Source organism: Pseudomonas anguilliseptica, assembly GCF_900105355.1.
Lineage (GTDB): Bacteria > Pseudomonadota > Gammaproteobacteria > Pseudomonadales > Pseudomonadaceae > Aquipseudomonas > Aquipseudomonas anguilliseptica.
Genome location: NZ_FNSC01000001.1, coordinates 543,387 through 555,572 on the forward strand (window position 1 = coordinate 543,387; position 12,186 = coordinate 555,572).

Genomic DNA, 12,186 nt, shown 5'->3' on the forward strand with positions numbered 1-12,186 from the left:
CGGCCGATGTGGAACGGAGCGGGTAGCTCCGTTCCTGCGCCGCCGGGTAGGCGAGCGCAGCGCATCGAAATGCCAGAGGGGAAGAAACTCATCGTACCGGGTGGGTAACCCTCCGTTGCTGGATGTACGACGGGCGCTGCAGTGCAGCACCAGGCACCTGGGCAAGGTGCCTGGGGGTGGAGCCGGTGTTGCCAACCACCCCGGCCGGCGAACCAGTCGAAGTGGGATGCTCGTAGAACCTGTCAGCCGATGGTCATCAGGCTGGCGTTGCCGCCCGCTGCGGCGGTGTTGATGCTCAGGGCGTGCTCGATCAGCAGACGCTCCAGCGGAATGTCCGCCTCGCCTTTGTGCAGACCATGCACACCGATGATTGCGCCAGGACGCTGAGCCGCCAATTGGCAGACTTCGCGCAGCTGATCGGAGTCACCGTGATGCAGGATGGCGTCGAACGTAGTGTCGCTTTCGCTCCACTGGCTAAGCACGGTGATGCGTTGCTGCACGGCCTTGGGCAGCGCGGCAAACAGCTCGCGGCTCAGCTCGCCTTCCTGCCACAGCACCTGGCAACCCACGGCCAAAGCCGCTGCCAACTGCACCAGCAGATCACTGCGCTCATCCGCCAGACACAGCACATGCTCACGCGGCAGCAGGCTGTAGCTGTTGCGCTCACCGGTTGGGCCGTTGAGCATCTGCACGGTGCCGCTCTGCGCCAGCTCGACATACTGCGCGCTTAGTGCGCTCAGGCTCGGCTCATGCTTGGCCGCCCAGTCTTGCAGGGCCTTGATCACTTTGGCCTGCTCCGCCGGACGCTGGATTTCGCCACTTTCCTGCTGCAGCTGCTTGGCCACTGCGTCCTGCGGACGGGTCGCCAGCAGGCGATACATATACAGCGGGCCACCGGCTTTCGGGCCGGTACCGGACAGGCCTTCGCCGCCGAACGGCTGCACGCCAACCACCGCACCGACCATATTGCGGTTCACATACAGGTTGCCGACCTTGGCGGTGTTAACCACCTGGGCGATGGTTTCGTCGATGCGCGTGTGCACACCGAGGGTCAGGCCGTAACCGCTGTCGTTGATCTGCTGCAGCAACTTGCCCAGGTCAGCACGCGGGTAGCGCACTACGTGCAGCACCGGGCCGAAAATCTCGCGCTGCATCTCATCGAAGCTGTCCAGTTCAATCAACGTCGGCAGCACAAAAGTGCCACGTTTGATGTCGTCACCCACGGCACGGGCAGTCTGGAATACCTTGCGACCCTTCTCGCGCATCTTCTCGATGTGCTGGTCGATATTGCCCTTGGCTTCCGCGTCGATCACCGGGCCGATGTCGGTGCTCAAACGCTCCGGGTTGCCCAGGCTGTATTCGGCCATGGCGCCCTTGAGCATGTTGATCACCCGATCCGCCACGTCTTCCTGCACGCACAGTACGCGCAGGGCCGAGCAACGCTGGCCGGCGCTGTCGAAGGCCGAAGCCACCACATCGACCACCACCTGCTCGGTCAACGCCGAGGAGTCGACGATCATGCTGTTGAGGCCGCCGGTTTCGGCGATCAGCGGGATGGTGCGGCCCTGGGCATCCAGGCGACCGGCGAGGTTGCGCTGGATGATGCCGGCCACTTCGGTGGAGCCGGTGAACATCACACCACGCACCCGCTCATTGCCGATCAGGCCGGCTCCGACGGTTTCGCCACGACCGGGCAGCAGTTGCACAGCACCGCTCGGTACACCGGCATCCAGCAGAATGCGCACGGCTTGCGCAGCGATCAGCGGAGTCTGCTCGGCCGGCTTGGCCAACACGGTGTTACCGGCAGCCAGCGCGGCGGCAACCTGACCACTGAAGATCGCCAGCGGGAAGTTCCACGGGCTGATGCACACCACCGGGCCCAGCGGGCGATGGCTGTCATTGCTGAAATGATTGCGCGCCTGCGCCGCGTAGTAGCGCAGGAAGTCCACTGCCTCACGCACTTCGGCAATGGCGTTGGCGAAGGTCTTGCCGGATTCACGCACCAGCAGACCCATCAGCTGCTGCATTTCCGCTTCCATCTGGTCGGCGGCGCGATCCAGCACGGCGGCGCGTTCGGCCGGCAGGGTCGACTGCCAGATCTGCCCGCTGGACACCGCACAAAGCACGGCGTTGCGCACATCCTGCTCGCTGGCCTCATGCACATGGCCAACGATGTCGCGGTGATCCGCCGGGTTGCGTACCGGCTGCGCTTCGCTCAGCTCAGGGGTGTCGCAGCCGAGCAGCGGCATGGCCTTGTAAGCGCTGTTGGTGCTGCTCAGCAGCGCCGAAGACAGCGAACCCAGGCGGTGTTCGTTGGCCAGGTCGATGCCTTCGGAGTTGACCCGTGCCTCGCCATACAGGGCGCGCGGCAGAGCAATACGCGGGTGCGGCAGACCGAGGCCGCCTTCCTGGGTGGCCATCTGCTCGATCTGCTGCACGGGGTCGAGCACCAGATCCTTGATCGAGATGCTGTGGTCGGCGATGCGGTTGACGAACGAGGTGTTCGCGCCGTTTTCCAGCAGACGACGCACCAGGTAAGCCAGCAGGGTTTCATGGCTGCCCACCGGTGCGTAGATGCGGCACGGACGGTTCAGCTTGCCATCGGCGACCTTGCCCACCACCTGCTCGTACAGCGGCTCACCCATGCCGTGCAAGCACTGGAACTCGTACTGACCGGGGTAGTAGTTCTGCCCAGCCAGCTGGTAAATGGCCGACAGCGAGTGGGCGTTGTGCGTGGCGAACTGCGGGTAGATCGCCTCCGGCACGGACAGCAGCTTGCGCGCGCAGGCGATGTAGGAAATATCGGTGTACGGCTTACGGGTGTAGACCGGGTAGCCTTCCAGGCCTTCGACCTGGGCGCGCTTGATCTCGCTGTCCCAGTAGGCGCCTTTTACCAGGCGAATCATCAGACGGTGACGGCTGCGCTTGGCCAGGTCGATGACGTAGTCGATTACATATGGGCAGCGCTTCTGGTAGGCCTGAATGACAAAGCCGATACCGTTCCAGCCGGTCAGGGCCGGGTCGAAGCACAGACGCTCCAGCAGATCGAGGGAGATTTCCAGACGGTCGGCTTCTTCGGCATCGATGTTCAGGCCGATGTCGTACTGCTTGGCCAGCTTGGTCAGGCTCAGCAGGATCGGGTACAGCTCGTCCATCACCCGCTCGTACTGGGCGCGGCTGTAGCGCGGATGCAGGGCGGAGAGCTTGATCGAAATACCCGGACCTTCGTAGATGCCACGGCCGTGCGAGGCCTTGCCGATGGCATGGATGGCCTGCTCGTAGGATGCCAGGTAACGCTTGGCGTCTTCATCGGTCAGCGCGGCTTCACCGAGCATGTCGTAGGAGTAACGGAAGCCTTTGCTTTCCATATTGGTGGCATTGGCCAGGGCTTCGGCGATGGTCTCGCCGGTGACAAACTGCTCACCCATCAGACGCATGGACATGTCCACGCCCTTGCGGATCAGCGGCTCGCCGCCCTTGCCGATAATGCGGTTGAGCGAAGTCACCAGACCGGCTTCGTTGTGCGTGGCCACCAGTTTGCCGGTGATCAACAGGCCCCAGGAGGCGGCGTTGACGAACATCGACGGGCTGTTACCCAGGTGCTGGCTCCAGTTGCCGTTGCTGATCTTGTCGCGGATCAGTGCGTCACGGGTGGCCTTGTCCGGGATACGCAGCAGCGCTTCGGCCAGGCACATCAGCGCCACACCTTCCTGCGAGGACAGCGAGAACTCCTGCAGCAAACCCTGCACCAGGCCCTGACGGCCGCCAGCGTTCTTCTGGTTGCGCAGCTTCTCGGCAATGCCCATGGCCAGCTTGTTGCTCGCCTCGGCCATATCCTTGGGCAGACGCGCCTGCTCCAGCAGCATCGGCACCGCTTCGGTTTCCGGACGACGATAAGCACCAGTAATCGCCGCACGCAGCACCGATTGCGGAAGGATGCTTTCGGCGAAGTCGAGGAACACCTGCAGGCCTTGCTCGGTCAGGTTTTCCACCACCTCTTCGCCCGCCACAGCGGCCAGGCCGGAGTGCTCGGCCGGGGTCAGACCACCCTCGATCTGCTCCAGGTAATTGAAGATCGCCTGCTTGATCAGCCAGTGCGGCGTGCGGTCAATCGACTGCGCAGCCTGCTTGAGGCGATCACGGGTTGCATCATCGAGCTTTACGCCAAGGGTAGTGGTGGCCATTGGTTTGTCCTGTTATGAGCTGGAGCACGGCAACTAAGCGCCGGGAGCAATTTCTGACGTCGCCCGCAACGGCCCCGATGGGGTGGCCGCCATGGGTCGCGGGGCACAAAAATCTGGCGAGAGATTAAACCTCAGAAGGCGCAAGGTGCAACTAGGTGCAACTAGGTGCAACCAAACAAATCCAAGGTCACCCATGCCATCTAACAGCCCGTAATTCGGCTATCTATTCACGCAAACCCAGTACTGGCAAGGCTCTAGCAAAAAGCACCTGCCGCACCAGAAAAACGCCCGTTTTAAAAAACCGCAGAGCATCCGACGACAGGTACAACCCAAACGCACACAAGGTTGCACTATGGCTTTTATTCACGCCTTAACTGAGCAAAGCACAACAGGCCACTGTCCGCGCAGTGGCCGACGGAGTGCACAGACAGTCAGCGCAACCGGGCACTAGGCGATAAACAGATAGAGCACAGAGCCCGACGGCAGGACTCAGGCGACGGAGCGGATAGCCGGGCGACACAATGTCGCGCTAAGCTCAAGACAGGATTCACAAGGAGATGACCATGACTGCCAAGGAAGCGCAATTGACCGAGTTGCTCAGCTTGTCCACGCGCACCCTCACCCACCTGACAGCCGCAATCACCGCCATGTCGTTTGAACTGCTCAACACCCAGGACAGCGCGGTAAACGCCACCGCGCACAAGATGATCGAGCGAATGCTGGCAATCAACAGTGAGCTGGACCAACAGTGGCAGTTGCTCGGTCAGCTGGCCGGCACACAGCCTGAACTCAGCAACTCGCTCGAGCAGGTGGTGCTGCAGAGCCTGGAACCGGTAGCTGACGAGCACTGACTTACGCCTGCCTAAACAACCACCGCGCAAGCCGATCAAACGCACCATCAGCACCACGCCGCGACAAAGCTAGCAGGCGCACCAACTTAAGGCTGAATCTGTCCAACCGGTCAGTTATCAGTGCATACCGCGTATTTACATTCCCCTGGAAAGCACTAGAGTGCGCGCCCGCAGCGCTCTAGTGGCGGTGCCGTGGCCATATGCAGAACTTGGCCTTGTTCTTGCTCAAGCTCCGACAGCCTGACCACTCAGACAGGTTTAAAACCATAATTCAGCACTTTGGGGAGCACCACTCGATGAACCGTACTCTTTCCTCTCTGGTCCTGGCGGGCGGGCTGCTGGCGGGCGGCCAGGCCGTAGCGGGCGACCTGCTGCACTGGCAGAACAACAGCCTGACCTACCTGTACGGCCAGGATTACAAGATCGACCCGGAAATCCAGCAGACCATCACCTTCGAGCACGCCAGCGGCTGGGCTATCGGCGACCTGTTCTTCTTCGTCGACACCATCAAGTACAACACCGACGCCACCAACGGCGCAGGCGACGGCCACACCTTCTATGGTGAATTCTCCCCGCGCCTGTCGTTCGGCAAGCTGTTCAACAGCACGCTGGAGTTCGGCCCGATCAAAGACGTGCTGCTGGCCACCACCCATGAATTCGGTGAAGACGATGTCGAGTCCTACCTGATCGGCCCAGGCTTTGACCTGGCGATCCCCGGCTTCGACTACTTCTCACTGAATTTCTACAACCGCACCACCGATGGCAAGCGCGACGGCGACAACGTCTGGCAGATCACCCCGGTGTGGAGCTACACCATCCCGGTGGGCAAATCCGATATCGTGATCGACGGCTTTATGGACTGGGTGGTGGACAACGACAAGAGCTACCACGCCAACCTGCACTTCAACCCACAGATCAAGTACGACCTGGGCAAGGCCATGAGCTGGGGTGAGAAGCAACTGTATGTCGGCATCGAATATGACTACTGGAAGGACAAGTACGGCATCGAAGACAGCGGTTTTGTCAGCGACAACTTCGTCGGCGCGACGGATCAGAACACCGCCAGCCTGCTGGTAAAAGCACACTTCTGATATTCCGCTGAAAACCCGCCAGCGCCAGTGATTACAGGCTGGCGGGCATCTCCCGCAACACCCTTTCTCGCGCTAACTTGCCCAGCTGCGGCGTAATTGCCTCAGTATCAGGGTCTTCTACTCTGTGATTACTCAGCAGTGGAAACCCAGCACGCCCAACGCCCTTCACCGCACACTTGCCCGCGCGCTGCTTGCCAGCCTGCTGCTCACCCTGGCTGCGTGCAGCACCCTGACCCCACACGACCCATTGCGCATCGAACTGGTCGGTATCGAACCTCTGCCTGGCGAAGGCCTGGAAGCGCGCTTCGCGATCAAACTGCGGGTACAGAATCCCAATGACCGAGCCATCGATTTCAACGGCGTGGATCTGGGGTTGCAGGTTAACCAGCAGCCGCTGCTAAGTGGCGTCAGTGACCAACGTGGGCAAGTGCCACGTTATGGCGAAAGCATTCTGCGCATTCCCGTCAGCCTTTCTGCCTACGCTGCACTGCGTCAGGCCTGGGGCATGGCCGGCTACCAGGACGGCCAGGGCCTGCCTTATGAACTACGCGGCAAACTGGCCAACGGTCTGTTCGGCACCTGGCGTTTCAATGACCGCGGCACGCTGAATTGGCCACAACTGCCAGCGCCCGGTGCAGCGCGATAAAACCCTATACAATATGCGGCCTTTTCCTATCGACCTATCAAGGACCCGCCGTGAGCACGTTGCCGCCCTGCCCCAAATGCAATTCCGAGTACACCTACGAAGACGGCGCCCAGCTGGTCTGCCCGGAGTGCGCCCACGAATGGTCGAGCACTGACGCGAGCGACGCGGCAGATGACGCCAAGGTGATCAAGGATTCGGTGGGCAACGTGCTGCAGGACGGCGACACCGTCACTGTGATCAAGGACCTGAAAGTCAAAGGCTCATCCCTGGTGGTCAAGGTCGGCACCAAGGTCAAGGGCATCCGCCTGTGCGACGGCGACCACGACATCGACTGCAAAATCGACGGCATTGGCGCGATGAAGCTGAAATCCGAGTTCGTGCGCAAAGTCTGAGTCAGCCTCTAATAAAAAAAGCCCCGGTCAGCTGCCGGGGCTTTTTTCATTAGCTAGCATCAATACAGAGCAAATCGCTCGTTCGAGGCGCCAGCCTGGAGGATCTTATGCGTACTGTTGCGCTGTGTCTGATGTTGCTACTGCCCTGGGCTGTACAGGCCGAACCATGGAAGGTGGTCGGCGATGAGCAGTTTGCGCCCTACAGTTTTGTCACCATTGATGACGACCAGCCGCGTGGACTGGATGTCGAGCTGGTGGAGGCGGTGCTGCAGGAAGCCAAGCCCCCTTACAGCCTGCGCCTGTACCCCTGGGAGCGGGTCAAGCGGATGATTGATCGCAGGGAAGTGGCCATGGCCTTTGTGTTCGCCGGCACCCCTGAGCGCATGCAACAGTATGAGTTGGTCGGACCGATTCGTACCGGTTCCACGGTCTTTATGACCTCAGACAAAATCACCCTCAGCGAGTGGATCGAACTCGATGACCTGTCGCCTTATACCATTGGCCAGGTGCGCGGCTACGCCTACCAATCGGAATTTGATAAGGCGGACCTGTCACGCGATACCAGCGCGCAGAACCCGCGCCAACTGGTGTCGATGCTGTTGGCCGGGCGTATCAATATGATAGTTGGCGACCGGGCGCAGTTGATGTACTTCGTGCGCGAGCAACGCGCCGAGCAAAGCGTGCGCATTCTGCCCAAACCATTGGTGGAAATGCCGCGCTACGTGGCCTTCGCCAAGGGTGATAGCGCCCGTGCCAAACAGTTCTCGGCTGCGCTAGAGCGTTTAAGACAGGCTGGCACCTTGGACAGCATTCACAAACGCTGGCACTAAGCCGCGTCTTGTATCTATTTGCCTAGGAGCCAGCATGCACGTCGCCCTTGCGTTATTACTGCTCTCGACCACCCTAGCCCTGAGCGCCTGCGGCCTCGGTGAAACCGCCGCAACCGCCAGCCTGCAAGCTGAGCAGGCGGCACAACTGCAGCAGCAGACCGAGCAGCTGAAACAGCAGATCGAAGCGGCCAATGCGCAGAGCAATAAACGCTTGGAAGAAAGCTACTGAGAAAGGACGAAGACGGCCTTACTGCACCGGTAGGAAGTTCATAAACAACAACCCTTGGGCATAACTCACGCCCATGCGCCGATAGCGCTCATCCAGCACATCGGTGAGCAGATCCAGACGCGCGACTATCTTGCCGAACTCCACGGCATAGCTGAGGTTATGCCCCTTGGCGGAAATCTCGTTGGACAATAGCCAGGGCTTGCCGCCGGCATCCGTACGCTGGGCGAGCATCCAGCTGGCCTTTTCGAAATTACGTGCGGCGTTATGGATAAACTGCGGGTCCAGCGTGTCGCTCAGGTAGTACTCGGTGCGCCCGCCATGGGCAGTGATCAGCATGCTCGCCAGCGAATAGATAAACGCGCCCACGCGATCGCCCTGGTACTCGGCACTCAGTGCATAACTCAGCGCCGCAACATCGGTACGCCCGCCCAGTTGCGGCAACGGTTGGTCCAACTCGATGGCACGGTGTACCGCGCGCTTGGCGGATTCCACATCAGCCAGGCCGGTTTTCCGCCATTCACGCGGGTTGCGCAGGTACAACTTGTCCATCAGGCGGTAGAGGCTGTTGAGGTTGTTACGCATGCCCAGGGTAGCCATACGGTCGGCATGGCTCTGGAAGAACTCGGTGGGCTTGATCGGGCTGCGGTTACTGACGATGGTCTGATGATCCTGCCGGGTTGAGCAGCCACTGACCGCCAACAACAGCAAAATCAGCAGCGGCAGGCGCATTGCCACAGCATTGCTGCCCGACCAGACGGGCCCAGTTCTTAGCCATTGCCAACGCTGCACAGTACTCATCAGGGGAGGTCGTCCGCTGCGGTGTGATGGGGTAACGCTAGCAACAAAATCCAGATTGGCCAGTTTTCCTCCCCGAATACATGACTTTCAGCACAATCAAGCACCTAGCTGCATAAGCTCAGGTGGACTGCCAACAGACCGCCTGAGACGCAAAAAATTTCCAACCACTTATCAGTACATCGCCAAAAGGCCCGTCGCAGAGCGCTTTAAGCGGTATGATCCGCAGCTTTTTGGCTGCCGAGTGCCCCATGCTGCGTCTGTTTGTCCTGCTTTGCCTGTTAATTACTTTGCCCGCCTTCGCTGACGCCCCGAAAACCTTCAACGCCGCGAAAAAAATTGCCTGGCGGTTATATGCCGAACGCCCCAGCACCTTCTATTGCCAATGCGCCTATAACGGAAACCGGGTCGACCTCAACAGCTGTGGCTACAGCCCGCGCAAACAGCTGCGCCGTGCCCAACGTCTGGAGTGGGAACATGTGGTGCCAGCCTGGGTGATCGGCCATCAGCGTCAGTGCTGGCAGAACGGTGGACGCAAGAACTGCACCCGCACAGACGCCACGTTCAAGGCCGCCGAAGCCGACCTGCACAACCTGGTGCCGAGCATCGGCGAGGTAAACGGCGACCGCTCCAACTACGCCCTCGGCATGCTCAGCGACAAACCCACGCAGTACGGAAGCTGCCCGATGGTGGTCAACTTCAAGGCGAAAACCGCCATGCCGCCGGCCCATACGCGCGTGGCAGCAGCGCGCATCTATCTGTATATGGCCGAGCGTTACCAACTGCGACTGTCCAAAATCGACCGCCGCACCTACGAAGCCTGGAGCCGCCAATACCCGATCAGCGAGTGGGAGCGCTGGCGCAATCAGCAGGTCGGCTGCGTGATGGGCCACGGCAACCCCTATGTCGGTGCCATCGACCCCAGCCGTTGCAGCCCGCTACGCCGCGCCGGCAACCCGCAAAGCAACAGCGGTTAAGCCTCAACCCCAAGAGCCTGCACGCAGTTATTGACGCTAAACTTCACACCACGCCAGCCCGAGTATTGCCCTATGTCCAGCACCGCCACCCCAAGCGCCGCCCACGCCATTGCCGAAACCCGCGCCTGGGTTGATCGCGCCGTGATCGGCTTAAACCTCTGCCCGTTCGCCAAGGCCGTGCAGGTCAAAGGGCAAGTACGCTATAAGGTGTGCGCCAGCGCCGAGCCGGAAGAGCTACTCAGCGCCTTGATCGACGAGCTGCACGCGCTCGCCAACTGCGAGCCAAGCGAAACTGACACCACCCTGTTGATTCACCCCGCAGCCCTTAGCGACTTTCTCGACTTCAATGATTTTCTCGCCGTGGTCGATGACACCCTAGACGACCTCGGCTATGCCGGCATCCTGCAAGTGGCCAGCTTCCACCCGCAGTTCCAGTTTGCCGACACCGGCGTCAATGATCTCAGCAACGCCACCAACCGCTCGCCCTACCCGACCCTGCATATCCTCCGCGAAGCCAGCATCGATCGCGCCGTGGCCGCCTTCCCCGACCCGGAGGCGATCTTCGAAGCCAATATCCAGACCCTGGAAGACCTCGGCGCCGAAGGCTGGGGCGCCCTGCAGGCGCAATGCCGCAAAGACGCGCAAACCAGCTAAGCCACAAGCCTAGGGCTGCCAGAACACCTGACGGCACGACAGCGTATCTATCCAGCTCAGTACCCACGCCCATGCAAATGAGCGTGCGGATGCTGCATACCCGACGAATGGACGCTATTGAGCGCAGTTCCAAGCAAGAACCTTGAGAGATTTGCAAGCTGATCAACACAATTAATCGGCGCGACTCAATAAAATCCCACGTCTTTCGCAGCTGCCAATACTGGTTGAGTTGATTGCCGAGTGCGCTCACCTCTGCGGGCCGGTGGCAACAACGCTCACGACCCTCTTGCGGGTCAAGAAACAGATAAAACAAGGGATAACGCTATGGCTCGGGTTCGTAAACTGGTGCTGGCAATCGCAGCGGCTTCGGCGCTGTCATCCGGCATGGCGCACGCGCTAGGGCTGGGCGAAGTAACGCTGCAGTCAGAACTTAATCAGCCATTGGTAGCTGAGATCGAGCTACTGGAAAGCCGTGGCCTGGATGCCAATGAAGTGATCCCGACCCTGGCGTCCCCAGAAGCATTTAACAAGGCCGGGATTGATCGTCAGTTCTTCCTGACCGACCTGAAGTTCACCCCGATGCTCAAAGCCAATGGCAAGGGCGTTATCCGGGTGACCTCGAGTAAGCCGATGCGCGAGCCGTACCTGAACTTCCTGGTACAGGTGCTCTGGCCGAACGGCCGCCTGCAACGCGAATACACCCTGCTGCTGGACCCACCGCTCTACACCGCGCAAAGCGTTATCCCTGCCGCAGTGCAACAGCCGGTGACCGCAGCCTCTTCTCCAGCACGGGCACAGCCGCCTGCAGCGCGCCCGGCAATTACTGCAACTCAGCCAGCATCCTCCAGCACTGCTGCCACAGCGCAGGCAGGCAATGAGTACAAGACCACAGCCAACGACAACCTCTGGGACATTGCCAACCGTGTGCGGGGTGACGGCAGCGTGCATCAGGCCATGCTGGCGATCCAGGAGCTGAATCCGCAGGCCTTTATCGATAACAACATCAACCGCATGAAAAGCGGCCAGGTGCTGCGCCTGCCCGATGCACAACAAATCAACAGCCGCACGCAAAGCGCCGCCATTGCTCAGGTTAACCAGCAGACTGCGGCCTGGCGTGAAGCGCGCAGTGTTGCTGCCAGCGCCCGCCAGCTGGATGCCAGCAAGCGTAATAGCGCAGCCGCTACGCCAGCCACAATTGAACGCCGCGATAACCTGAAACTGGTTGCCGAAGGCAGCGACAAGGCGGGCGCCGGCAGTGACAAAGGCAGCGCAGGCAACAAGGCCCTGCTTGATCAGCTGGCAGTAACCCAGGAAAGCCTCGATTCGACCAATCGTGAAAATGCTGAGCTGAAAAGCCGTATTGCCGACCTGCAAAGCCAACTCGACAAACTGCAGCGCCTGATCCAGTTGAAGAACGATCAGATGGCCAAGCTGCAGGCCTACCTGGCCGCGCAAGACCAGGCTCCAGCTGCAGCACCTGGGGTTTCAGAGACTACAGCTGGCAATCAAACACCGGCTATTCCTTAAGCCAAGCGCG

10 protein-coding genes and 1 pseudogene are annotated in these 12,186 nt (G+C 60.5%); 9 read left to right on the plus strand and 2 right to left on the minus strand.

Going from position 1 to position 12,186, the window contains the following annotated elements; translation table 11 throughout:
• Positions 1-242 precede the first annotated feature (242 nt).
• The gene (gene putA / locus BLW24_RS02685) at positions 243-4,184 is read right to left on the minus strand and encodes a trifunctional transcriptional regulator/proline dehydrogenase/L-glutamate gamma-semialdehyde dehydrogenase (RefSeq protein WP_090376381.1); all 3,942 of its coding nucleotides are present in this window, start codon (positions 4,182-4,184) and stop codon (positions 243-245) included.
• Positions 4,185-4,747: 563 nt separating this feature from the next.
• Here putA and BLW24_RS02690 point away from each other — a divergent pair.
• The 6 genes from BLW24_RS02690 (at position 4,748) to BLW24_RS02715 (ending at position 8,223) form a co-directional block, all read left to right on the plus strand.
• Positions 4,748-5,035, plus strand: coding sequence for a hypothetical protein (locus BLW24_RS02690; RefSeq protein WP_090376384.1), 288 nt, complete (start codon positions 4,748-4,750; stop codon positions 5,033-5,035).
• A 296-nt stretch (positions 5,036-5,331) separates the two neighbouring features.
• Positions 5,332-6,126 carry an outer membrane protein OmpK gene (locus BLW24_RS02695; RefSeq protein WP_090376387.1) on the plus strand — a complete coding sequence of 265 codons (795 nt, stop codon included), beginning with the start codon at positions 5,332-5,334 and terminating at the stop codon, positions 6,124-6,126.
• A 187-nt stretch (positions 6,127-6,313) separates the two neighbouring features.
• Positions 6,314-6,772, plus strand: a complete 459-nt coding sequence (locus BLW24_RS02700) for an LEA/WHy family protein (protein ID WP_090387609.1) — start codon at positions 6,314-6,316, stop codon at positions 6,770-6,772.
• Between the two features lie 50 nt (positions 6,773-6,822).
• Positions 6,823-7,164 (plus strand): zinc ribbon domain-containing protein YjdM, encoded by a 342-nt coding sequence (locus tag BLW24_RS02705; RefSeq protein WP_090376389.1) that lies wholly within the window; start codon positions 6,823-6,825, stop codon positions 7,162-7,164.
• A gap of 107 nt (positions 7,165-7,271) precedes the next feature.
• The gene (locus BLW24_RS02710; RefSeq protein WP_090376391.1) at positions 7,272-7,994 is read left to right on the plus strand and encodes a substrate-binding periplasmic protein; all 723 of its coding nucleotides are present in this window, start codon (positions 7,272-7,274) and stop codon (positions 7,992-7,994) included.
• 34 nt (positions 7,995-8,028) lie between these two features.
• On the plus strand, positions 8,029-8,223 hold the full coding sequence (locus BLW24_RS02715) for a hypothetical protein (protein ID WP_090376393.1): 195 nt from the start codon (positions 8,029-8,031) through the stop codon (positions 8,221-8,223).
• Positions 8,224-8,241: 18 nt separating this feature from the next.
• On the opposite strand, the gene BLW24_RS02720 is transcribed toward BLW24_RS02715, so the two are convergent.
• Positions 8,242-8,952 (minus strand): hypothetical protein, encoded by a 711-nt coding sequence (locus BLW24_RS02720; protein WP_090376397.1) that lies wholly within the window; start codon positions 8,950-8,952, stop codon positions 8,242-8,244.
• 284 nt (positions 8,953-9,236) lie between these two features.
• Between BLW24_RS02720 and BLW24_RS02725 the strand changes: the two genes are divergently transcribed.
• The 3 genes and pseudogenes from BLW24_RS02725 to BLW24_RS02735 all read left to right on the plus strand — a co-directional run.
• Positions 9,237-9,995, plus strand: coding sequence for an endonuclease (locus tag BLW24_RS02725; RefSeq protein WP_420874975.1), 759 nt, complete (start codon positions 9,237-9,239; stop codon positions 9,993-9,995).
• Positions 9,996-10,067: 72 nt separating this feature from the next.
• Entirely contained in the window at positions 10,068-10,649 is a 582-nt protein-coding gene (locus BLW24_RS02730; RefSeq protein ID WP_090376401.1) for a DUF1415 domain-containing protein, read from the plus strand.
• A gap of 324 nt (positions 10,650-10,973) precedes the next feature.
• Positions 10,974-12,167 (plus strand): annotated as a pseudogene (locus BLW24_RS02735) (type IV pilus assembly protein FimV); the annotation flags it as partial.
• Positions 12,168-12,186: the final 19 nt, after the last annotated feature.